Source organism: Micromonospora sp. CA-111912 (genome assembly GCF_050948415.1).
Classification (GTDB): Bacteria; Actinomycetota; Actinomycetes; order Mycobacteriales; family Micromonosporaceae; genus Micromonospora.
The window spans coordinates 286979-310252 of sequence record NZ_CP192007.1 but is presented as its reverse complement, the minus strand read 5'-3'; the positions used below and the strand labels follow the sequence as shown (position 1 = coordinate 310252).

The following is a 23274-nucleotide window of genomic DNA, read 5'->3' as shown; positions in this document are numbered from 1 at the left end:
GTGTGGTCAGAGCTAGACCACACCCGGATGACGATCCTAGAACAACGCCATCTGGAAGAACGGGGTGCTGGGTCGTGTTCGAAGCGCTTGGTACTGCGGGTTGGACGGCAGGCTGTCCAGAAGTTCACCGATAGCATCGTCGTATTTGCCAGGGAATCGACTGGTGACGTCATTGATGTCCATCTGCAACGCTTCGTCGATTCTGCCTTGACTAATGAGGTCCTTCTGCATCATGCGCCACGCCTGGGCCTCCAAGGAACTGCCAGTCGTGTAGAGCTGCACATGATCGGCGACATCCATTCGGATGGAAGGGCCACTATATTTTGTAATACTCTTTCCAGTAGACCAATCGGCTGGCATGTGATTGATCTGTTTTCCTGTCCCAGCCGGTTGCAACCGGCCATACATTCCGCCGTCACCACAGTTGTGTACGAGGACCGGCGTGGTGCCGGCGAGTACATAGTACGTGTGGATGTCGGCGACGGTGAGGTCGTGCATCCGTTGGTTGCCGGTGAAGTTGTGTACTGCGGTGATCGTGACCTGGCGGCCGGGTCCGCCGCCGCCCATGCCGGCGCCGGTGCCGTCGCCTTCGAGGCGTTTGTCGTCGTGGACCAGCAGGCGGTGTCCGGCCTTGAGTTGGCCCGCGTTGACCCAGTGTTGTTCGGTCGCGTCCCAGAAGGGGTGGTTCTGGGTGGTCTTGAGGACTGTCTGCTTGCCCGACTTCGTGTCGCGGACGGTGACGTCGGTCAGGTCCCGGTCCTGGTTGATGTGGAGCTGGGTGATGCGTTTCGCCTCGGTCTTGCCGCTGTCCGGTTCGGTTGCCGCTACCTCGTCGCCGATGTTGAGGTCGGAGATGGGTCGGCTGCTGCCGTCGGCCAGCAGGACCCGGGTGGACGGGGCGAAGCTGTGGCAGCCCTGCTCCTGCCTCCGGGCCGGACCTGGGGCGGGCGAGTTCCGGCCGGAGGATCGGCTTGCCGCCCGTGCGGGCGAGCCGCCGCTGCCGCCGCTCTTCGTCGCCGCGGCTCGGGCCGATGAGCCGCCGCCGGCCTTCACCGCGCTGCCGCCGGGCATCCGGCTGCCGAGGCTGGGCAGGCGGCTGGCCGCGCCGCCGAGCGCCTTGGTACCGATGGCGCCGCCGAATCGTCCGAGTCCCGCCGACAGGGCGCCGTCGAGGCCACCTTCGATCATGGAGCCGGCGAGGCCGCTCCAGGAGAATTCCTCATCACCGCGGGAGACGTCGACCATGAAGCCGGTTCCTGCGGCGAGTGCGCCGGCTGCGGCGCCGGCGAGGAGGAGGCAGCCGACGCCGGTGGCGCAGAGGGCGCCTATGGCGACGGTGGCGACCAGGCCCGCGGCCACGGTCGCGGCGAACCGCCAGGGATCCTTCTTGATGGCCTGGACTGTTGACTTGACGCTGTCGATGGTTTTCTTGACGGCCTTCTTGGCTGTCTCCTTGACGCACTTGCCCACGCCCTTGGACATGCAGTTTCGGGTTGCGTGGTAGGCGTCCTTGAGCGACTGCGCCTTTTTCTTGACCCAGCGGACGGTGGTTTTCTTGACGGTGTTCCAGGCCTTGCTGGCCTTGCTGGCGATCTTCTTGGTGCTGGCCTTGACGTTCTTCCAGGCGCGGCTCGAGTAGGAGGAGACGTGTTTGAAGGTGGAGGCGGTGTGGCTGGCGGCTGCGCGGAAGGTGGAAACGGGGTTGGTGACGGCCGTGGCGACTTTTGTGATGCCTCGTTTGAAGCTGGACCAGCCGAAGTGTCCGGTGGGGTCGGTGGTGGTGAGGGGGTTGCCGTCTCCGTATTGGAAGCGGTTTGCGGTGATGGAGTCGGGGACGGGGTTGACGTTGGCGCTGTCGCGGGTGTCGAACTGGCCGGTGGCGGTGTTGTACCAGCGGGCGTGCATGTTGGCCCGGCTGGTGAGGGACTCGGTCCATTCGGATTGGTAGCCGAGGTTGCCCACCATGCCGCTGGTGGAGACGACCTTGCCGAGCGGGTCGTAGGTGGTGGAGCCGGACACGGCGGTGCCGCTGGCCGTGAACTGTGCGACGACGTCGGTGTGCTGGTCGGTCCAGGTGTAGCGGGAGCCGGAACCCGTGCCACTGCCCGTTCCTAGGAGCTCGCCGGAGGGGCCTCTGGTGTAGGTGGCGGTGCTGTCGCTGGCCAGGTCGTTGCCGAGCCCGGTGTAGGTGAAGCCGGGTTTGATGGCCCGGCCGAGCGCGTCGTAGGTGTAGGTGGTGCTCGCGCCGCCGGTGCCCTGCTGGGTGGTGACCTGGCCGAGGGCGTCGGTCTCGGTCGTGTAGGCGACGGATCCGGAGGTGGTGCTCCGCAGGGTGCCGCGGGAGGTGTACGTGTAGGAGGTGCCGTCGTTCTGCGTGCTGAGCTGGTTACGGGCGTCGTAGGTAAAGGTCCTCGACCCGTTCTGGGTTCGGTTGCCGGAGCCGTCGTAGGCGTAGGTCGTGTTGGTGGTGCCGTTGTTCCACGACGTGAGCCGGTCGGCGAGGTCGTAGGTGTAGGTGTTGCTCGCGGATCCGGCCAGCCCGGTGGTGACCTTCGAGGTTTCGTTGCCGTTGTTGTCGTAGCCGTAGCTGATGGAGCCGAGGGTGACGGTGCCGGCGGAGTTCTTGAGGGTGTCGGTCTTGAGTCGGTGCAGCGGGTCGTAGGTGAGGGTGCGGGCGTTGTTGTTGGCGCCGTAGGTGATTTTCGCCGGCTGGGACGTCTGGTTGTAGGCGACGGCGACGTTGATGCCGGTCGTGGGGTTGGCTGTGGTCTTCAGCCGGCCGGCGACATCGTAGGTGTAGTTGGTGGTTCCTGCGGCGTCGGTGCGGGATGCCATGTTCCCGTCGCGGTTGTACGAGAACGAGTTGCTGTCGGTCGGTCCGGTGATGGTCAGTGGGAGACCGCGGTCGTCGTAGGCGATGCTGTTCGTGCCGGACGGGACGGACAGGGAGGTCAACCGGCCGGCGTCGTCGTAGTCGAACACGCGGTCGGCGGTGGTCGCCTCGGCGCCGCTGCCCGCGACCCGCTTCAGCTGGCCGAGGTCGTCGTAGGTGTTGGTGACGGTGACTCCGCCGGGTGAGTCCTGGCGGGCGGGTCTGCCCAGGGCGTCGTAGGCGACGGTGAAGGTGCGGTCGGCCACGTTGGGGTAGGCGGGGGTGGACGGCTCGACTCGCGACTCGGGCAGCCCCCACGAGTTGTAGGTGGTCCAGAAGGCGTTGCTGCGGCCGTCGGTGAATCGGGTCTGGTTGCCGGCGAGGTCGTAGCCGAACGAGGTGCCGATGGCGGTCGTGGTGGTGACCGGCTGGGTTTCGCTGGTCAGGTTGCCCCGTGCGTCGTAGCCGAAGTTGGTGGTGGTGTTGCGGGCGTCCTTGACCCAGGTCAGGTTGCCGTTGTCGTCGTAGCCCATCTTCTCGGTGGTCTGGACGACGTTGCTGGCGTCGAGGTTCTGCGTCATGGTGGGGCGGCCGACGCCGTCGTAGGCGACGGTGGTCTTGGTCGAGTCCGGAAGGGTCGTTTTGACCGGCCGGCCGAGGCCGTCGTATTCGGTGGTGGTCACGTTGTTGGCGCCGTCGGTGACGGTGAGGGGTTCGCCGACCCAGTTGTAGGTGGTGGAGGTGGCGACGCCTTCCGGGGTGGTGACCTTGCGCAGCCATGGTCCGGCGGCGGGGGTGTTGCCGTACACGCCGGCGCCGTAGTCGTAGCTGGTGGTGTTGGTGACCGGGCTGGGTTGGCGCACGACCTGGCTGCGGGTGAGCACGCGGCCGAGGTGGTCGTACGTGGCGGTGGTCTTGGCCCCGGTGGGGTCGACGGTCTCGATCAGGTCGCCGACCTTGTCGTAGGCGGCGGTAGTGACCTTGCCGGCCGGGTTGGTGACCTGCACGGTGTTGCCGAGCGAGTCGTACTCGAAGGTGGTGGTCTTGCCGAGCGCGTCGGTGGTGGAGTCGACCTGGCCGAGCGCGTCGTAGGAGGTGCTGGTCTCCGCGGCGGGGATCGGGGCGCCGCCGGGTGGCGTGTAGGCGGGCCTGATCGTCTTGATCGGCCGGCCTACGGCGTCGTACCGGGTGGTGAGGACGTTGGTCAGCGGGTCCTGGGTTTCGGTCGGTTCGCCGAAGGTGTTGTAGCCGGTGCGGGACACGGGCACCGCCGGCACGGGTGCGCCGCCGCCGAACGTTTCGGTGGACACCGAGGGTGCGACTACCTTGGCCAGGTTGCCGGGGGCGTCGTACTCGTAGCTGGTGATGTTGCCCATCGGGTCGGTCACGGCGGTGATCAGGCCGCGCTTGTCGACGGTGTAGTTGGTGGTCAGTTTCTTCGGGGTCACCGTCGTGGTGGCCTTGCGGCCGTTGCCGGCGCCGTAGAGGGTGCCGACCTCGTCGGCGCTCAGCGTCTCCTGGAAGATCTGCACGTTGTCGATCGCCCCGTTGACCAGTTGGACCTCGTTGGGGCCGATGAGGATGCCGCCGACGGACAACGGGGTGAGGCCATTCCAGGGGCTGGGGTTGGTGCCGCTGCCGGACAACGAGCCGTTGACGTACAGGCTCATCTCCTTGGTGCCGGCATCAAACACACCTGTCAAATGAGTCCAGGTGTTGACCGCTGGTACCGCGGTGGATCGTGCCACGGAGGTCCAGGTCGTCGACGCGGTGTCCGCCAGGGCGGAGATGAACTCCCACCGGTCGAAGAACTTGCTGTACTTGAGGAAGAAGGCCCCGTTGTTGTTGCCGCCCTCACCGACGATCGCCTGGTCCTGGTTGAGGTCGCTCAGCTTTACCCAGGCGGACACCGAGTACGACTGGGTGGTGTTCAGCGACGGCTGCGCGGTCTGGAGGACGTTGGTGCGGTTGAACAGCGCTGCTCCGTCGGAGCGGCCGACCGTGCCGTTGTACGAGTAGAGGGTCCGCTGCGACGGCGAGGAATCGTACGCCTCGTAGCCTGCGGCCTCCTCCATCCGCCACCACCCGGTGGGCAGGGCGGCGCTCTTGACGCTGACGCTCTCCGACTTAACCCGGCCCATCGGGTCGTAGGTGTTTTCCACGGTCTGGAGGGGCGTCTGGAGCTGCCCGACGAGACTCTGGGTGCTGATGACGTGGTCGTCTGCATCGTAGGAGTACTTCGTGACCCGTTCGAGGTCGTACGGCTGCTCCGTCGACGACACGAGCCGCCCTGCGGCGTCGTAGGTGTAGGTGGTCCAGTTGGCGCCGTTGTCGGCACGCTGCAAGATCACATTGCCGATGGCGTCGTAGCTGTTCTCCTCGCTGACGAAGCGCTTGACACCGTCGGTGCGGGTGATCTTTTCGACGTTGTCATTGAGGTCGTACTCGTACTCGGTCACCCAGTTCATCGCGTCGGTGTCGGAGGCGAGGTTGCCGTTGGCGTAATAGGCCTTCGACGAGACGCGGGTGTTGGTGCCGTCGGCGCCGGTGACCGTGGTGGTCAGTTGCTGCCCCACCGCGTCGTAGGTCTCCGCTTTGACCCGTAGGACGTCTCCGCTTGGGCAGGGGCTTCCCGCTGGCGGACTGACTTCGCACGCCACGGTTCTGGTCTGGTTCCCGTAGTCGTCGTACTCGATGAGCGTGACGGCACCGACGGCATCGACGGTCTTGACCAGCTGGCCGTGGGAGTTGTAGTCACTGCTGGAGTCACGGAGCGTGTCCCCGCCGGTGGTGTCCTCGACCTTGCGGTAGGTGACGTTCCCGTCGGCATCGTAGGTGGTCGACGTCTTTGCGGTGTGGATCGCGCCGGTCACCTGGTTGAGGACCGGCGGGTCGAATTGCTCGACGACCTGCCCTGCCGCGTCGTAGGTGTAACTGGTGGTCAGGTCACCGAGGGGTGCCCCGGCCTTGACGGTCTTGGTGCGGGTGCGCCCGGTCCCGTCGTAGGTGAATTCGGTGGCCAGTCCGGCGGGGTCGGTGATCCGTACGGCGTCACCGGCGGAGTTGTACTCCGTCTGCTGCGTCGCGCCCTTGGCCGACACGGTGGTCAGCGGAAGGCCGGGTGGAACCGTGCCGCCCCCGACCGCAGGTGTCGTCGCGGTGGAGTACGTCATCGCCGTCGTCCGCCCGGACGCGTATCCCGCGACGGGTGGGGAGGTGACGCTGACCCGGTTGCCGGCGGTGTCGTAGCCCAACTTGGTGAGGTGGTTGTTGTCGGTGGCGCTCTGCGACCGGGCGTCGCGGACCTCGATGAGCTGATCGTTGCGCGGGTCGGGGGTGAGGTTCACGGTGGTGGAGTCGGGCCAGTACTTGTAGTACGTGCTGTCACACCATGTCTGGTCGCGGCAGACGGTGGAGCGGATGGTGTTGCCGCGCACGTCGCGGGCGGACACTGTCTTCATGCCCAGCGGGTCGAACTCCACGGACTCGAAGCCGCCGACGTCGTAGCCGTAGGAGGTGGTGCGGCCGAGCGCGTCGGTGGCGGCGATCAGGCGGTTGCCGTTGACGATGTCGAAGACGTCCTTCGACGCCTTGTTATCGGGATCCGTGGTGGTGACCGCAGCGACCGGGGTCAGGGTCGCCGTCGGACCGGCCTGCACGGCGCTCTTCGCGGCCCGGTAGTGGGCGTCGACCTCCGTCGGCGGGAGCTCCCGGTCGTAGTAGGCGAACTCGGCGATGTTGCCCTTGAAGTAGCTGACGTCCGCCGACGAGCTGGGCCACGCCTTGGTGGTGCCGGCGCCGATGTACGACACGAGGGCATTGGTGCCGACCATGGCGCCGAGGGCGCCGACCATCTTGTTGTCGAGGTAGAGGATCTGCCGGGTCGTCGACGCGGACAGCACGACGTGGTGCCACTTGCCGTCGTTGACCTTGGTGGTGGAGGTGATCGGCGCGTTGTAGGTGCCGTTGTAGAACTCGCCCCGCAGCAGGCCGTCGGCGCCGACGTACAGCGCCGGCGTCCAGTTGGCGGTGGCAGGGGCGTTGTTCAGTTCGTTGCGTTGGTAGGAGTAGAGGACGCCGCTGACAGCGTGGTTCGCCGGCGTCTTGAACCACATCTCGACCGTGGCGTCGTCACCCATCGGGAAGTCGACGCCCGGGTAGAGCTGGTTCGCGGGGTCGTACGGCTTGACGTAGGAGGAGGTGCCGTTGAAGATCGCGCCGTAGGTGTCGGAGAACGGGCTCGTGTCGGCCTGGTTGGTGTCGAAGGTGACCGCGTTGTAGTGGGCCTCGTGGCTGTGCACGACGTTGACCGCGTCGGCCGGCGCCTCGACGTCGCCGAGCCGCCAGTAGTCCGTGGGCTGCGAGCCGAGGACGGCCGACACGTACACCAGGCTGGAGCCGGAGGCGGTCGGCGCGCCGACCTTCCACACGCCGCCGTTCTCGTCGGTGATCTCGGCGACCCGGCCGGTGACGCTGTGGTAGACGACCTGGGCCTGAACCCGCCCGGCGGCGCTGCTGACCAGTGACAACTGCGGCGTTCCGGCGCGGCCCGACGTGTGCATCGCGGCGACGTCCGTGCTCGTGAGGCCCCGGTTGTGGTACGCGACGTCGGCGATCGAGCCGGTGAAGAAGGTGGCGGTCGGCGTACTGTGGGGCTGGTTCGGCCAGGTGCCACCGAGGAACCCGGCGCCCAGGTACGCGTTGTTGGCGTCGAGGCTGGACAGGTTGATCGCGCCGGTCAGACTGCCGACCTGCGTGCCGTCGAGGAACAGTTGCTGGCTCCCGCCGTTGCCGGCGAGGACCACATGGTGCCACTGCCCGTCGGTAACAGTGCCGGGCGAGGACATCGCACCCGCCGGATTGGCAGTGCCCAGTTCGCCGTGGAGCTTGCCGTCGGAGCCGATGTAGAGGGCGGGAACGTAGGCCGCGGTCGTGGTGGCGCCGGGCGTGACCTGATCCTTCTGGTAGCTGAACAGCACCCCGTTCGGCGAGCTGGTCTTGAACCACATGCCGATCGACTGGTACGAGCTCTCGGCTACGGCCTTGGCGGGCAGGGCGACCCGCGACGAGGTGCCGTTGAACGACGCGGAGGTGGACGTCGAGTCGGGCAGAGCCGCCCCGCCGCCGAGGGTCACGTCGGTGTAGGAGCCGGTGTCGGCACCGTCCTTTGAGATCACCGCACTGACCGCCGCAGTCGCGTTCGGTGCCTCGTTGAGGCGCCAGAACGCGTACGGGTCGCTGTTCAGGACGGTGTTGGCGTGCTGCGAAACCGACGTGTAGCCGTAGGTGGCGCACTGGGTGCCGGCCCCGGGCTCGCAGACCGACGTCAGCAGGTCGCCGTTGTACGTGTAGGTCCAGGTCTGGACCGTCGCCGGATCGGCCAGCGCGACCGGGTCGGTGATGACGGTGGCGACATGCGGCACGGTGGCGGTTGGTGGCGTCGACCAGGTGAACGACAAGCTTCGGTTGGACGCCAGCGACGTCATCTTGTTCGGCAGGCCGCTGGTGTCGTATTGAAAGGTCAGGGCGCGGCCGGAAGCGTCCGCGATCTTCGTGATCCGATGGGTCCCGGTCCCGGCCGCCTGGGTGAACTCGTAGGACGTGGCGTCCTTGTCCGTCAGGGAGTAGCCGCCGGTAATCGGTTTGAACACCGAGTATCGGCCCAGCGGCGCGACCCAGGTGCCGTTGTTGTTGCGGCCGAACGCCACCTCCTGCCCGTCCGGGTAGCGCACGGTGACGGTTTGCAGGGTGCCCGAGGCGTCACGGACCTCGGTGGTCCGCATGTCGAGGATCGACGACCAGCCGCGGCCGAAGGCGTTGTCGACCCGGGTGTCGAGGCTGTTGTAGTCCCGGTTGACGGCCAGGGCCGGTCCGACCGTGGTGATCTGCGCGTCGGTGTCGGAGGTCGTGTAGTTGCCGACGTTGCCGTCGTAGCCCTTGCCGCCGTTCTGCGCGAGCGCAGAGGTCACCGGGGGTTGCGGCACCTGGGTGGTGAAGGCGTACATCGGTGTGGTCGCGCCGGTGGAGGAGTAGTCGTTGACCTGGACCGCGTACAGGTAGGTCTTCTTCCACTCCAGCACTCCGGCGGGGACCTTCCACACGCCGCCGGGAACCCAGCCGGACGTGGTGAGCTGGGTCCCCTGGTCGTTGTAGACGATGAAGTTGTACCGCAGGCCCTTCGCCGGCCAGTTGTCCGAGTCGTGGCCCTGCGCGATCAGCTCGGGAGTGAGGGTGTCGAGGGTGACGTTGTTCGACGGGTACCTCAGGTCGACCTGCGGGGCGACGTTGTCGGTGTAGGTGACGTCGATGAAGGGACCGCAGTCGATCAACCCATAGACGCTGTTGTTGCAGTTCAGGTCGGCGGTGGCGGACGTGAACCGCTTCCACGCCGCGGTGTCGGTCTCATTGGTGGTCAGCGCGAGCCCGTAGCTGCTGGAACCGGTCACCCACTGGTTGACCTCGGCGGCGTCCAACGGCACCGAAACCCAGGTGCCGACAGTACGGACCCCGGCGGCGTTGCCGCACGCGGCAGCGTTGCTGGGTGAGGCGTGGCCGATCGAGGCGGTGTGGGTGGGGAAGGCGGCGTAGGTAACTGTCGCGGTCCCCCAGTTCTGCGTCGTCCGGTGGACGTCGAACTGGTGAGGTACGCAGATGCCGTTTCCGAGGCCCTGGTAGCTCATGAACAGGTTCAGGTCGGCCGCGCTGAGCCTCTTGCCCGCGTAGGTGGCACCGAACGTGGGAAACGGCAGCAAGGCCTTGGCCTTACCACTGCCGAAGGTCCCGATCGCGACGTTGTCCTCGCCGGAGCGGTCCGTGGTGCTGCCCGACTGTACGTAGGTGTCATTGACGGTCGTGGCGATGGTGCCCGTGGTCGGGTCCAACTCCACCGGGAACTTTCGTGCGGGGTCGCGCAGCCAGGCGCCGTCGATCGACACCTTCAACGCCTGCCCATCGCCGTGCCCGACGATGTCGTACCGCACGTCGTGGGATGTTGCCCTCGCCCCGGTTCGGTCCACCGCCGAGTCCTGCATCCACCCGACCGGCATGGTAGCCGCCGCCTTGCCGTCGCCGTCGAGGAAGACCACCTCACCGGCATCATCGACGCGTGCCGTCAGGCCGGACAGGTGGAGCGGGTACAGGTACTCGGTGGCCACGTCCGGCGAGCGGAAGACAAGACTCTCCTTGACCGCGCTGCCGCGGACGCGAAGCGTCAGGTCGACGTTGGGGAAGACCTCCGGGTACGTGGCGACGCCGCGGTCGACCGACGCCGTGCTGCGTTTGGCCCCGGCCAGGTCGTAGCCGAGGGTCTGCCCGCCGGGGAGGCTCATCTGCACCAGCGGGGCGACGGCCATCTCGGTGTTCCCACCGAGGGTGACGTCGATCGGGACGGCCCGGGCCCGCAGCCGGCCACCGTCATCAACGAGACTGTTGTCGATCCGCTGCCAGCGTCCCTGCCGGTCCTTGAAGTTGACCGGGCTCTGGCGCACGCGTCGGGTGTAGGAGCCATCCGCGTTCTGGAAAACGTCGGAGGTGCTGGTGGACGCCTCTGGCACATGCTTGCTGGTGGCGAGGCTGAAACCCTCGGCCGACCGCGTGGTACGGGAACCCACCGCCGGCTTGCGCGACTGCTGGAGCTTCAGCTCCCCCGGAGCGGGTCGGACAGAGCTGCGATCTTGCACGATCGGCGAGTCGACGTAGTGGCCCCGGTCGGGCGACCGTCCCATCTGCTGTTTCGGAGTCGCCGGGTCAGCCCACGACCATCTGAGCGTCAACAACTCGGAGAGCCAGGAGAGCGGAAACCCGCTGGCACCCGGGTGATGCAGCGGCCCCTTGGGGGCACCCACCGTCATCAGCATCGTCAGGACGAGGACCGCAGCCAGGCGGACAGTGATTCGCCGGCTCCTGCGACGCCGACGAGGGCGACCGACGTCCACGACGTGCGCATGCTGCCGCTGACCGCCCATAGCAGCCCTCCCCGTTGATCAGATCAAACTGAGAGTAAAGCTTCCCGGACGCTCCGTGATAACGCAAGCATAGATGTATGTAAGATTATCTGGTAGGAGCCTCGGCCCACGCCTCGCCGACCGCCGCCTCGACCCCCGAGCGAATGCCGTCACCAGTGGCAGCCGGAACCCTCCTCACACCCTCGACCCCACCCTCGGACCCCACCGCCACGTAGCGAGGATTCGGGAACCGCCACCGCCCCTGGCCCACCGCCGCCACCGGCGCCCCACCCACCGCCACCACAACCCCACACCCCTCCAACGCCAGCGTGTTGAAGTACGCCAGAGCGTTCGCCGGCGTCTGCGGTCCCTCGACCGCGAGGTACTGAACCTTGATCGAATGGGCAACCGAGACGGCCTGCATGCCAGACCACGCCGCCTTCGCATGCTCACCCGCAAGGCCCTTGTCGTCCGTCAGAAGACAGGCGCTGAACGTCTCATACCGCCGCTCACGCGGCTCCGGAGCCGCTCGATCTCGCGGGAAGAGCGCCCAGGTCAGGCCAACAGCCAACCCCACGACCAGCAACGATGCCAAAACGACCGGCCGACGCAACCACTTCATTCGACACCATCACTGTCAGCAACTCGGAAGCAACACTCTGAATCCGGATGAGCGTAATCGACGCCCAGGGCGCGGTCCTGCCCCAAGCCGGCGACCAGGACGAGAGGCCTACGGTATCGACGGCTGCCGCCTCGTCGGCCTCCTCCGGCTCCACGGCCCGCCCACCTCGTGTGGGTGCTCTACGGGTGCTCGGATGTTCACGACGTCGGGCGGAATCATCGCCCATGGCTGGACTTCAGCCCGGATCTGCCGTTGACCCACGGGTTCCACCACACGAGAACCGCCCGGACCAGCCTCAACATTGCTGGACTGTAGCCCCAGAAAACCGACGGAAGGCCACTAAGCCCCAAAGCAGGAAGATCCCTTTCTTCTAGGGACTTTTAATCCTTAGGTTCTGGGTTCGAGTCCCAGGCGGCCCACCACACACCCCATCTGAGCTGCAAAAACTCCGGCTGGAGATCGTCCGGCCCAACCAGGGCACCGCTCATGTTTGATCTTGATCAGTGGGATGCTTCGGCAGCATGCCGTCTGCTTGCCGCAGGAGGTCGCCGACCGGGCCGCGCGGCCGGTCCTTCTTCGGCAGCCAGTGAACGTAGGTCTCCAGCGTGATTCGCAGGTTGGCATGCCTCGGCGCCTTCTGGACCTCCTGTGGCTCGACACCGTTGCTCATCAGCGTCGTGGCGAAGAAGTGGCGCAGGGAGTGGAAGGTGCCTTCCTTCGGCCATCCGGCAGCCTCGCGCCAGTCCGCCCACACCTACGACCAGTAGGTGTCGTTCAGCAGCTTTCCCCGCGGGGACGTGAACAGAACGGCAACCGGCCGAGTCAGCCGCTCTCCCGTGGTGATGTCGGGAAGCTCGAACTCGACCGGACCAACTTCGCTGTCGTGCGCGGCGAGTTCCTCCGCTACCACCGCGTCCAGGTGACGCGTCCGGCTAACGATCTTGTAGTTGGAGAGGGTGGCGGGAGTACTCGGCCGTCGGGACTACGGGCGGGCCCATCTGGCGAGCTCTCTGGCCCCGGTTGCTGTGGTGGGGTCGGCGTCTTGAGCCAGGGCGTTGCAGAGGATGAGGAAGCCGTCCACGGTGCCGGTGACCTGGCCGAGCCAGTCGGGGAGGAGGTAGTTCACGACGGCGTCATGGAGGTGATCGAGGTGGTCGAGGCCGATGGCCAGAAGATCCTGGGCTGTGGTGGTCGCTCGTGCGACGAGTCGGGTGCCATGAATGTCGTTGCGGCGTAGCAGGGCCAGGCAGGTCGCTTCGACAACGGCGGTGTCGCCGCGGTCGAGGAGGAGCCGCTGGACGATGTCGGCGATGTCGTCTTGGTCGGCCCAGGCGGCGAGTTGTTGTCCTACAGCGGCCCGGGTTGACCAGTCCGGGCTGTTGGCGGCCGTGATTGTTTCCTGAGGTGGGGCAGGGGCCCGCATGGGACTCAGCGGAGCGTCACCCATCAACTGAAGCCACCGTGTAACGCATCAACCGAAGTCGGACACATGGCTAAAGCGTAGTGTGTTCAGACTTTCTTTACTTTGGTCAAGGGCGGGCCTGCGGCCCGCCGCCGTGCCCGCGCCGGGGCGCGCGTGCGGCCTCCGGCCGGTCACGCCCCGGCGCACGGCGTACCAAGGGGAACCGTGACAGCCGCAGCCGCAAGTGACGGGGGCGCGGGATGCCAAAGTAGACGCAGCTCCCGCACGCGACCGCGACAGCTACCGCCAGGGTGGCCGATCGGACAAGCCCTTCGTGGTGCCCCGGCGCTAGCTAATGGCACGTTGGTCAGAGCCCCGCTACCCGCTGGCAGGCCGGTAGCGGCGCGGCAGCGACCGCCCCGCCCTCGGCGACGGCCAGTGCTACTCCTCCGCCGGCAAGTCGTGCCGTGGCACGAGCGGCCTCTCGTCCGCGAGGTGCGCCACCCTCAGCGACATCCGCCGACGCTGACGCTGTACGGCCCCCCTCGGCCCCGTACGGCGTTCGCCCCGTTGCGCCGCCGCTTCAGACCTCGACCGGTTGCCGTACCCGATCGACGTCGTCGTGCGCCTCGCCATGGGAGAGGGTGGGCAGCCAGGCCAGCCAGCCCGGCAGGTACCAGTTCCGTTCCCGCAGCAGAACCATCACCGAGGGCAACAGCACGGCCCGGACGATGGTGGCATCGATCAGGACCGCGACGGCCAGGCCGAAGCCGAGTTCCTTCATCGAGACCAGCGAGCCGGTGGTGAACAGCCCGAACACCGCGACCATGACCAGAGCGGCACTGGTGATGGTGCCTGCGGTGCTGCGGATGCCCCGGGACACCGCGAGCTTGTTCGGCCAGCCCCGGTCGTAGCCCTCGCGGATCCGGCTGAGCACGAAGACGTGGTAGTCCATCGAGAGCCCGAACAGGATCACGAAGAGGAACAGCGGCACCCAGTTGGTGACCGCACCGGCGGACTCGAAGTCGAGCACCCTCTCGCCCCAGCCGTGCTGGAAGACCAGCACCAGCAGCCCGTACGCGGCGGCGACGGAGAGCAGGTTGAGCACTATCGCGGTCAGGGCCACCACCAGTGACCGGAACGAGACGAGCAGCAGCAGGAACGCCAGGCCGAGTACGAATCCGAACACCAGTGGGGCGCTGCGTCCCATCGCGTCGTTGTAGTCGACCGAGGAGGCGGCCTGTCCGGTGAGCAGCGCCTCGGCCCCTTCGACGCCGTTGACCGTACGCGGGATGACGTCTTCGCGCAGGGCGCGTACGGCCTGCTCGGAGACGGTGTCGATGCCGGTTCCGGACAGTCCGGCGCTGACCACGGCGAGCGTCCGGTCGGGGTTGATCTCGACCGTCACCGGCTCGTGCAGCGCCCCGGCGGCCAGTGCCTCGGACCGGAACCGGCCGATGGCGGCGGTGAGCGCCGGGGTGGTGACGTCGTCGGCCCGGACGGCGAGTACGGCCGGGTCGCCGCCGCCGGGGAAGGCCGCCCCGACCTTGACGAACGTGTCCAGCGCCGGGGCGGAGGCCTGCAGCGTGGTGATGTCCTCCTCAGCGGTGCGCATGCCGAGCGCCGGCATGGCGAGCGCCACCAGCGCGACGGTGGCCAGGATCGCGGACAGTCCCGGCCGGCGCAGCACCAGATTGAGGAACCTGGCCCAGCCCCGGCCGTCCGCCTCGCGCCGGTACAGCCCGGGCACCCGGCCGAGGTCGATCCGGTCGCCGATCTTGGACAGCACGGCCGGCAGCACGGTCAGTGAGCCGAGGGCGGCGATCGCGACCACCAGGATGGTGCCGGTGGCGAGGCTGGCGAAGACGGTGTCGCGGGTGAGGAACATGCCCGAGGTGGCGATGATGACGGTCAACGCGGAGATCAGCACGGCCCGGCCGGAGGTGGCCGCCGCGATCGCCAGGGCCCGTTCCGGGTCGGCGCCGCGGGCCCGTTCCTCCCGTTCCCGACGCAGGTAGAACAGGCAGTAGTCGACGCCGACGGCGAGGCCCATCAGCAACATCAGGTGCATCGTGGTGTCGACCGTGGGCACCAGCCGGCTGGCGGCGGCGAGCAGGCCGAGGGAGGCCAGAAACGCGGTCAGGGCCAGGCCCATCGGGAGTACGGCGGCCAGCAGCGCGCCGAACGCCACGATCAGGATGCCGAGCGTGACCGGGATGGAGAGCAGCGACAGCCGGTGCATGTCACCGGCGAGGATCTCGCCGATCGACTGGTCCAGGCTGGCGTCCCCGGTCTGGGCCACCAGCAGGTCCGGAAACTCCCGTTGCACGCGCGCGACGGCGTCGCGTACGGCGTCGACCCGATCGACGGCGGTGTCCGCCGGCCCGGACAGGTCGAACGTGACCAGGGCCGAGTGCCGGTCAGCCGAGATCGCGTCGGCGTGCACGTTCTCCACCAGTCCGGTGCCCTCGACCGCGCTGACGGTGGCCGTGACGGCCTTGGTGAACGTGGGCGATTCGGCGAGCTGGTCGTCGCTGTGGATCAGCACCATTTCGCCGGCCCGGTCGGGGAAGCCTGCGGCGGCGATCAGTTCGGTGGCCCGGCCGGATTCGCCGTGGCCGTACGAGCTGTCGGCGGCCTGCACGGTGCCGAACACGGCGCTGAGCGCGGTCGCCACGACCACGAACAGCAGCCAGCCGACGATGGCGATGGTGCGGTGCCGGGCGCTCCAACCGGCGATCCGCGCGGCAAGGTTGCCGGGCCGCTGGTGGCGCGGCCGGGCGTACGGGCCTTGCCGGGGTAACGGCGGCGGGAGAGCGGTCGACGTGGTCATGCCTCAACGCTATGGACCGGCCGTTCGCGGATCGATCTAGCTCACACCCCGGTTTCCGGTAGGGCTGTCCGGGTTGGCGGGGTAGGGCAGACCCGACCGCGACCGCCCTGCTCGCGAGCCCGACCCGCAGCCGATCGGCGTCGCCCCCGGCCACAGCGGATGCCTCGTAGCCTCGCGCGTCGGGGTCTGCGGCCACCGGACACCAGTACCGCTCCAGTTCGACGCTCCCGATGCGCGCACCATGTCGACCGGCGGTCGCCGGGGCACCAGGCAGCCGCCTCAGCTCCCACCCGTGGCATCGAAGAGGGAGTCCGGCGGGCCTGCGGCGACCGGCCCGGCGCGGTGCTCCGGCGGCGGGAGCTGCCGCGCCGGCTGTCGGGAGTGCAGCCGTACGCCGGCCTCGCCGCGTCGCGCCGTGACCGCAACGGTGACCATCCGGACCGGTTCCGGCGGTTCGACGAAGCCACGGGCACCCCACCGGACCCAGATCGGCACCCGCCCGGCGTCGGCCTCGGCGAGGAGCTTCTCGACCGTACGACGCCGGTCGGTGTGGTCGACCTCGATCACCACGGGCGGCGCGGCGGGCCGGGCGCAGGCGATGTCGATGACGGATCGCTGCCCGGACATCGGCGGCGGAAGCGGCACCACGCTGGCCGCCCGCCGGTAGACCCGCCAGCCCTGCGCCGTGCCCCAGTCGGCGATCGTGTCGATGAGCAGCTCGGTGACCTGTTCGGTGGTGCGGTCCACGAAGGTCAGAGAGGCGAGTCGGCCGGACATCGACGCGGCCAGCCGCGCTCCGTCGTCTGGATCGGTCATGCCAGCCGGTTCACTCCTGCCCGTCCGTGGCCCACATCGGCGGGCCGGTCATGCCGATCCGCCCCGCGGTGGCCCCATCCACCCAGTTTGCCGGGTCGGCGAGTTTCCCAGATCTTCGGGGCAAGGTTCAAGCCTCTGTGCGGAAGATAGATGGACGACTATTATTCGACCATCCACCCGCTCGATCGAGAGGCCTTCAGGTGAAGAAGTTCGTGCGGAACGCCGTCCTGGCCACCCTGCTGACCGTCGCCGGCACCACGGCGGTCGTGGCCAGCCCGGCCATGGCCCTGCCGTACCCCAATGACAACGAGAGCATCACCTTCATCTACTACTCCGACGCCAGCAAGACCGTCGAGGTCGGGATGTACGTGTACGGCAACTGCCTGGAGGACTTCGAGTACGGCGTCCGTACCCGCTACTCCACCTGGCACCGGACGACCTGCCCGCCGAACCTGCCGTAGCGGTTGGGTGGGGCTCGACATCGGGCGGGCCCCACCTGATGGCCATCTCGCGGCGACCGGCACGCCGGGCGACAGGTGACCGGTCGGCAGCGGACGCCGATCCTGGCACACCCCTCGGTCATAATGGGCCGCCATGGTCCACACAGAGCAGTCGGCCTCCCAACGCCCCGGGGAGACCGACACAGTCCCGGGGCTCGACCTCGGCGTGGCCGGCTGCACGGACGCGGTCGAGATCGGTCGCGGCGGCTTCGGCGTGGTCTACCGCGCCTGGCAGCCCGACTTCTCCCGCTGGGTGGCGGTCAAGGTGCTCGCCGCCGACTGGCACGGCCCGTCCCGGGCCCGCTTCGAGCGCGAACTCAGGGTGCTGGGGCGGCTCTCCGACCATCCGCACATCGTCACCCTGCACCAGGCCGGTCGGACGGCGGCCGGCAACCCGTACCTGCTGATGGCGTACGAGGAGGGTGGCTCGCTGGCCGACCGGCTGGCCGCCGCCCAGGCGGGCGGCGCACCCGACGCGGAGTCGGCGGCGCGGCGATGGCCGGCGGCGGTGGCCGGCGGGATCACGGTGGCGGGGGCGCTGGAGACCGCACACCGGGCCGGCGTGCTGCACCGGGACGTGAAGCCGGAGAACATCCTGATCTCCCGGTACGGCGAGCCGAAGCTGGCCGACTTCGGACTGGCCCGGCCCCGGGCGGCGGAGCCCGGCCCCGGGCGACGCCGGGTGACGACGAGCGTGCTGCACGCCGCGCCGGAGATCCTGCGCGGCGAGCCGGCCTCGGTCGCCTCGGACGTGTATGCGCTGGCATCGTCGGTGCTGCACTGGATCCGGGGCACGCCCGCCTTCGCCGAGGCACCGTCGGGCGCGGGGCCGCCGGACGGGACGGAGCCGCTGGCGCGGCTGCTCCGGCGGGTCGCCGCCGACCCGGTGCCCGACCTGCGGCCGGCCGGCGTACCCGATGCGGTGTGCGTGGTGCTGGAGCGGGCGATGGCGAAGGACCCGGCGCTGCGCCACCCGACGGCGGTGGCGTTCGCCGAGGACCTGCAGCGGGCACAGCGCGCCGCCGGCCAGCCGGTCACCCCGCTGATGCCCGGCGGCGGGGACGACGGGGCCGCCCACCCGCGGCCGGACGACGCCCCGACCGCCGACGGCGATCAGGTGCCGCCCCGGCCCCGGTTCTCGCTCAGCGCGCGCCGCCGGGCGGCCCTCGACCTGGACCTCACCGCCACCGTGCGGGGCCGGCAGCCGCCCGGGGTGCCCCGGCGCGCGCTGGCCCGTGCCGTCGGGTTGCTGGTCGCGCTGGTGTCGGTGCTGGCCACCGGCTGGTCGGCGGCCCTGCCGGCCCCGGCTCCCATCGAGGTGCCGGTGGAGCTGACCTTCGGTGACCAGGAGGTCAACGTGGATTCCGCCGAGCAGACGCTGACCGTGCGCAACCCGGGCGACCGGGCGGTGCGGGTGACGGGGGTCGCGTCGACCGGGGCGGGCGACGGGGACCTCCGGGTCACCGCCCAGGGATGCACGGCCCGGCCGCTGGCTCCCGGGCGGGCGTGCGAGGTGCGGCTGGTCTTCGCCCCCCGCGCGCCGGGGCCGCGCCGGCCGGTGCTGGCGCTGACCGTGGCCGGGTCACCGGACCCGGTGACCGTCCGGGTGGTCGGGACCGGCCATCCGCGCCGGGCGAGCCGGGACGACGCGCCCCCGGGCCGCTGCTACGACGACGCCTACCAGGTGGGCACGTCGGCGTACGGGTACGCCGGCGGCCTGCGCGCGATCTCGGTGAAGCAGTACTGGTCGCCTGCCTGCCGGGCCGCGCTGGCGTACATCTGGGTGTGGAAGCAGTACCGGGACAACGCGGCGACCGACGGCGGCACCTGGGACGTCGACCTCACGGTCCGCCCCGGGACCGGGGCGGCCGGACCGCCGGGTTCGCTCGACGCGTTCGGGCCGGTCGGGGTGCGGCAGCGGGCGACGGGGCAGCCGTTCGAGCTGTGGACCGAGCCGCTCCCGGTGGACGGCGGCTGCACCACGGCGACCGCCACCGTGACGAGCGTGCGGACCGGGGTGCCGACCAGCGCGACGACCGAGCCGTACTGCGGCGACTGACCGTTCGGAGGCGCGGGTGGCGGAGGGGTACTTCGAGGTGTACGGCGCGGGTGGCGTCCGGCTGGTGCCGTTGGCCACCGACGCGCTGACCATCGGGCGGGCGAAGACCAACGAGCTGCCCATCGACAGCAGGCTCGTCTCCCGCCTGCACGCCCTGGTCGAGCGCTACCCGTCCGGCTGGTCGATCCGGGACCTGGGCAGCACCAACGGCACCACGGTCAACGGCAGCCCGGTGCGTCAGGCACAGATCCTGCGGGACGGGGACCGAGTGGAGGTCGGCCCGGCCCGGCTGCTCTTCCACGCCCCGTCGGAGCACCCCGGCACCCGAACCCTGCACGTCGAGCCGCCGCCCGCGCCGCCCGCCCTGACTCCGCGCGAGCAGGAGGTGATCACGGTGCTCTGCCGCCCGTACGTCTCCGGCGGCCAGCCGTTCCCCGAGCCGCCCTCGGTGCGCGCGATCGCGACCGCCCTGCACGTCACGGAGAGCGCGGTGAAGAAGCACCTGTCCCGGCTGTACGAGAAGTTCGACCTGACCTCCAACGAGGACCGGCGCCGGTCGCGGCTGGCCAGCGAGGCGGTGCGCCGCAGCTCGCCCGGCCAGCAGTCGGCCGCTCCCTGACCCGCCGCCCCGATCCGCCGCCCCTGACCCGCCGCGCCCGGGGGGTGCCAGCCGACGTGCCGGTTGTCCCGGCCGCACGGCTTCAGGGGCGGACGCCCACCCCGCCGAAGCCGTGCGACACCCCGTCCCGCGGCTCGCCGTCGGGCCGCCAGTCGGCCAGCCAGGCCAGGCCCGGCTCGATCAGGTCGTACCCGTCGAAGAACCTAAGGATGTCGGCGCGGGTGCGGGGCACCAGCGGGGCGGTGCTCTGCTGGTAGACGGCCCGGCCCCGCTGCGCGGGCAGCGGCGGGGCGCCGTCGAGCGTCAGGTGGGACAGCAGGAGTTGGCTGCCGGGGGCGGTGGCGTCGCGCAGCCGGGCGACCGCCGCGTACGGGTCCTCGGCGTCCGGCACGAAGTGCAGCACCGCCACCAGCAGCACGGCGACCGGGCGGGTGAAGTCGATCAACGCGGTCACGCCGGGGTGGTTCAGCAGCTCGTCCGGCCGGCGCAGGTCGCCCCGGACCACGACCGTGCGGGTCGCGTCGCCGAGCAACCGCCGGGCGTACGCGACGGCGACCTCGTCGTAGTCGACGTAGACGACCCGCGCGTCGGGGGCCACGGACTGCACGACCTCGTGCACGTTGCCCTGGGTGGGCAGCCCCGCACCGATGTCGAGGAACTGCCGCACGCCCTGCTCGGCGGCGTACCGGACGGCGCGACGCAGGAACGCGCGGTTGGTCTGGGCGGCTACGCCGGTGTCCGGGAAGATCTCCAGCAGCTGCCGGGCGGCGGCCCGGTCGGCGGCGAAGTTGTGGCAGCCGCCCAGGTAGTAGTCGTACATCCGGGCGACGTTCGGCCGGTTCTCGACGTCCGACCCGGCCGTCCCGGCGCTGGTGGCGTCGCTCTTTCCCGCGCCGGGTGCGGTCGGCGCCGGGTCGCTGGTCACGATGTCCCTCCATGGGGCAGCTCGGTTCGCGTCCTGAATGTCTAGCACTCCGCACGACCGCCATCGACCCCGCGTGTCGTTGATCCGGTTGTATCCGTCGTCGGTCCGCGGTGACGGTGGGGCTGCGACGCCGGCAGGGCCGGCGCCGCCAGGTCGAGGAGGTACGCGATGACCCGTCAGCGAGAGACCGTCGAGGTCGACCCCGTGCTGTTCCGCGCCGTGTACGACTCACCGGCCTCGCTGCCCGGCCGGCAACGCTGGGTGACGCCGGAGCATGACGTCCGCCGGATCGAGAAGCTGCTCGGGATGCCGGCGCGCAGCATCGGGGCGCCCCTGTGGGTCAGCGGCGACGAGCCGGACTGCCCGAAGTGCGGTCGGCGGATGACCTGGCTCGACATCGTCTCGTCGGCGCTGCACGGCGTACACGACCCGGCGATGATCGCCCGGGTGATCCTCGGCGACCGCCGGTACGTCAACACGGAGGTGCCGGACGCGATCACCGGCGTGCACTGCTCCGACTGCCGGACGCCCATCGACGGGCTGCGCAGCTTCAAGTGCCACAACTGGGCGTACGCCTTCGAGGCGCTGGAGGAGGTCGTCGAGCGGATGTCGGGCGGCCTGCCCCGGCCGGCGCCCGGCCAGTCGTGAAGCTGCCCCGGGCTCGTACGACCTTGGTCGTGGCGGCCACCTGACGTTCGTCCGGTGCGGGATTCCGGCTCGGTCGCCTACCGTGTGATCAGGTGGACGGAAGATGAACACTTGGTAGGTTGAGGCATGATTGACGGTTTCTTGTCGGATGTTCCGCAGTTCAGCGTCGACTGGTACCGCGACATCGTCGACTTCGCGGACGGCACGCCCACTTCGGTGCAGTGGTTCGCCGCGCATTTCACCGAGTGGTCGATCATCCTGCTCGGGCTCCTGTTCGTGGCGGCGGCCCTGCCGAGGCTGGGTGCCGGGCCGCGCAGCCTCGCGCTCGCCCTGGCCGCGCCGGTCGCGGTCGTCCTCGCGTACGGCGGTAGCGAGCTGCTCAAGACGGTGGTTGACCAGGAGCGCCCCTGCCGCACCACGGCCGACCTGGTGATCGTCGCCGGGCAGTGCCCACCCGTGGGCGACTGGTCCTTCCCGAGCAACCACTCGACGATCGCGGGCGCGCTGGCCGCCGTGATCCTGCTGCTCTCCCCCCGACTCGCCTGGTACGCGGTCCCACTGGCCGTGCTGGCCGCGTTCTCCCGCACCTTCGTCGGCGTGCACTACCCGCACGACGTGGCCGCCGGCCTGCTCCTCGGCGCGCTGGTGGCCACCGTCGGCACCCCGCTGCTGGCCCGGCCGGTCGCGGAGGTGCTGCGCCGCCGGGAACGCCGGGCCGACCGCCCGGTGGCCGACGCCAGCCGGGGCCGCTGACGGAGGGACCCTGGTCAGCGGACGAGGAGCAGGCTGACGACCGCGCCGAGCACCAGGAACGGACCGAAGGGCAGGTGGCTGGACCAGCGGACCCGGCGGGCCAGCAGCAGCGCCAGGCTGGTCAGCGCGGAGAGCGTGAACGTCACCAGCACCCCGAGCACCAGGACCGGCCAGCCGTACCAGCCGAGCAGCGCGCCCACCCCGAGCGCCAGCTTGGCGTCGCCGAGGCCGAAGCCGCGCCGCCCGAGCACCAGGGTGGTGGCGGCGAAGCAGAGCGCCAAACCGACCCCGGCCGCCGCCGCCCGCAGCCAGGGAGCGGGCCCGGCGGCGGCCAGCGCGGCCACCCCGAGCAGCACCTGGACCCCGACGGCCGCCGGCCAGGTGAGCCGGTCCGGCAGCCGGTGCACGGCCGCGTCGACGAAGACCAGCGGCACCGCCCAGCCGAGCCACCAGGCCAGGGCCGCCCACTCGCCCGGCGTCCCGCCCGCCGACACGAGCACCGCCAGCGCCGCGAGCACGGCGACCTCGACCGTGCCGGGCGGCGCGCCGACCCGGGACCGGCAGGCCGGGCAGCGGGCCGCCGGCCCGAGCGCCGGCCAGGGCCGGTCGAGCGCGAGCGGCGTGCCGCAGGTCGGGCAGGCCGTCCGGTCCGGCGCCCCGGGCGGTACGGCGTACCGGGCGACCGCGAGGCGGAGCACCGGGGCGACGGCCAGGACCGCCGCCAGTCGCGCCCACGGCCGCCCTCGCGACTGGGCGCGAGTCCCCGGCTCGACCGGCTCGGGCACGACCGGCTTGGGCACGACCGGCTCGGGCACGACCGGCTTGGGCACGACCGGCTCGACCGGCTCGACGGGTGCCGCGAGCGGCCGGGACGGGGGGTCAGCGGGCATGCCCGGCTCCCGGGCCGGCCGGGCGGCCGGGTCGGGGAGAACACGGTGAGTCACTTCCGGCTCGCCCTCGTGTAGCGGATGACGCCGAATCCGACCCGGTCACACCCCGCCACGGCCCAGCGGGGCCGCGCGGCCGGCGGGGCGGCCGGACGGGCACGGTAGGCACCCTGACCTGCGGGCATTTCGGACCCAACCTTCCGGAGCGGGCCGGCTGACCGGCCGAAAGGACCGCGCACCCCGCACCCGCAGCCGATGTCACGGCCGTCATGGTGCCATCCGAGGGCGGCCCCGACCCGCGATGTCCGGCCCCGCACGCGCCATCCCCCACCACCACCCGCCCATCACTGAGAGTGTTCGCATGAATTACCTCTGTTGCATCGGCAGGCGTCAGC

13 protein-coding genes are annotated in these 23274 nt (G+C 69.9%); 5 read left to right on the top strand and 8 right to left on the bottom strand.

Annotated elements, in window-relative coordinates:
• Positions 1–36: 36 nt before the first annotated feature.
• From ACQPZO_RS01450 to ACQPZO_RS01425, 6 genes are all read right to left on the bottom strand, one after another.
• On the bottom strand, positions 37–10359 hold the full coding sequence (locus ACQPZO_RS01450) for a LamG-like jellyroll fold domain-containing protein (protein WP_433346316.1): 10323 nt from the start codon (positions 10357–10359) through the stop codon (positions 37–39).
• A gap of 562 nt (positions 10360–10921) precedes the next feature.
• The gene (locus ACQPZO_RS01445; protein ID WP_433346314.1) at positions 10922–11437 is read right to left on the bottom strand and encodes a hypothetical protein; all 516 of its coding nucleotides are present in this window, start codon (positions 11435–11437) and stop codon (positions 10922–10924) included.
• Between the two features lie 484 nt (positions 11438–11921).
• Positions 11922–12191 (bottom strand): tyrosine-type recombinase/integrase, encoded by a 270-nt coding sequence (locus ACQPZO_RS01440; protein WP_433346312.1) that lies wholly within the window; start codon positions 12189–12191, stop codon positions 11922–11924.
• A 228-nt stretch (positions 12192–12419) separates the two neighbouring features.
• The gene (locus ACQPZO_RS01435; RefSeq protein ID WP_433346310.1) at positions 12420–12860 is read right to left on the bottom strand and encodes a hypothetical protein; all 441 of its coding nucleotides are present in this window, start codon (positions 12858–12860) and stop codon (positions 12420–12422) included.
• Positions 12861–13422: 562 nt separating this feature from the next.
• A complete protein-coding gene (locus ACQPZO_RS01430) occupies positions 13423–15672 on the bottom strand; it encodes an MMPL family transporter (RefSeq protein WP_433346308.1) in 2250 nt (749 codons plus the stop codon).
• Between the two features lie 279 nt (positions 15673–15951).
• Positions 15952–16488 carry a hypothetical protein gene (locus tag ACQPZO_RS01425; protein ID WP_433346306.1) on the bottom strand — a complete coding sequence of 179 codons (537 nt, stop codon included), beginning with the start codon at positions 16486–16488 and terminating at the stop codon, positions 15952–15954.
• 200 nt (positions 16489–16688) lie between these two features.
• Between ACQPZO_RS01425 and ACQPZO_RS01420 the strand changes: the two genes are divergently transcribed.
• From ACQPZO_RS01420 to ACQPZO_RS01410, 3 genes are all read left to right on the top strand, one after another.
• Positions 16689–16949, top strand: a complete 261-nt coding sequence (locus ACQPZO_RS01420) for a hypothetical protein (protein ID WP_405102338.1) — start codon at positions 16689–16691, stop codon at positions 16947–16949.
• A gap of 133 nt (positions 16950–17082) precedes the next feature.
• Complete coding sequence (locus ACQPZO_RS01415) at positions 17083–19047, top strand: protein kinase domain-containing protein (protein ID WP_433346303.1); 1965 nt, start codon at positions 17083–17085, stop codon at positions 19045–19047.
• Between the two features lie 16 nt (positions 19048–19063).
• Positions 19064–19666 (top strand): FHA domain-containing protein, encoded by a 603-nt coding sequence (locus ACQPZO_RS01410; protein WP_433346301.1) that lies wholly within the window; start codon positions 19064–19066, stop codon positions 19664–19666.
• Positions 19667–19748: 82 nt separating this feature from the next.
• Here the strand turns inward: ACQPZO_RS01410 and ACQPZO_RS01405 are convergent, their stop codons facing one another.
• Entirely contained in the window at positions 19749–20486 is a 738-nt protein-coding gene (locus ACQPZO_RS01405) for an SAM-dependent methyltransferase (protein ID WP_433350717.1), read from the bottom strand.
• 273 nt (positions 20487–20759) lie between these two features.
• Between ACQPZO_RS01405 and ACQPZO_RS01400 the strand changes: the two genes are divergently transcribed.
• Both ACQPZO_RS01400 and ACQPZO_RS01395 read left to right on the top strand, forming a co-directional pair.
• Positions 20760–21239, top strand: coding sequence for a hypothetical protein (locus ACQPZO_RS01400; RefSeq protein WP_433346299.1), 480 nt, complete (start codon positions 20760–20762; stop codon positions 21237–21239).
• A 126-nt stretch (positions 21240–21365) separates the two neighbouring features.
• Positions 21366–21992 carry a phosphatase PAP2 family protein gene (locus ACQPZO_RS01395; protein ID WP_433346297.1) on the top strand — a complete coding sequence of 209 codons (627 nt, stop codon included), beginning with the start codon at positions 21366–21368 and terminating at the stop codon, positions 21990–21992.
• 14 nt (positions 21993–22006) lie between these two features.
• Here the strand turns inward: ACQPZO_RS01395 and ACQPZO_RS01390 are convergent, their stop codons facing one another.
• Complete coding sequence (locus ACQPZO_RS01390; RefSeq protein WP_433346295.1) at positions 22007–22882, bottom strand: prepilin peptidase; 876 nt, start codon at positions 22880–22882, stop codon at positions 22007–22009.
• Between the last annotated feature and the right edge of the window lie 392 nt (positions 22883–23274).

Excerpts from the sequence above, each read along its gene's own strand:
- ACQPZO_RS01445 (WP_433346314.1), bottom strand. The coding sequence starts at position 11,437 with ATGAAGTGGTTGCGTCGGCCGGTCGTTTTGGCATCGTTGCTGGTCGTG.
- ACQPZO_RS01435 (WP_433346310.1), bottom strand. The coding sequence starts at position 12,860 with ATGCGGGCCCCTGCCCCACCTCAGGAAACAATCACGGCCGCCAACAGC.
- ACQPZO_RS01430 (WP_433346308.1), bottom strand. The coding sequence starts at position 15,672 with ATGACCACGTCGACCGCTCTCCCGCCGCCGTTACCCCGGCAAGGCCCG.
- ACQPZO_RS01425 (WP_433346306.1), bottom strand. The coding sequence starts at position 16,488 with ATGACCGATCCAGACGACGGAGCGCGGCTGGCCGCGTCGATGTCCGGC.
- ACQPZO_RS01415 (WP_433346303.1), top strand. The coding sequence starts at position 17,083 with ATGGTCCACACAGAGCAGTCGGCCTCCCAACGCCCCGGGGAGACCGAC.
- ACQPZO_RS01405 (WP_433350717.1), bottom strand. The coding sequence starts at position 20,486 with ATGTACGACTACTACCTGGGCGGCTGCCACAACTTCGCCGCCGACCGG.
- ACQPZO_RS01400 (WP_433346299.1), top strand. The coding sequence starts at position 20,760 with ATGACCCGTCAGCGAGAGACCGTCGAGGTCGACCCCGTGCTGTTCCGC.
- ACQPZO_RS01395 (WP_433346297.1), top strand. The coding sequence starts at position 21,366 with ATGATTGACGGTTTCTTGTCGGATGTTCCGCAGTTCAGCGTCGACTGG.
- ACQPZO_RS01390 (WP_433346295.1), bottom strand. The coding sequence starts at position 22,882 with ATGCCCGCTGACCCCCCGTCCCGGCCGCTCGCGGCACCCGTCGAGCCG.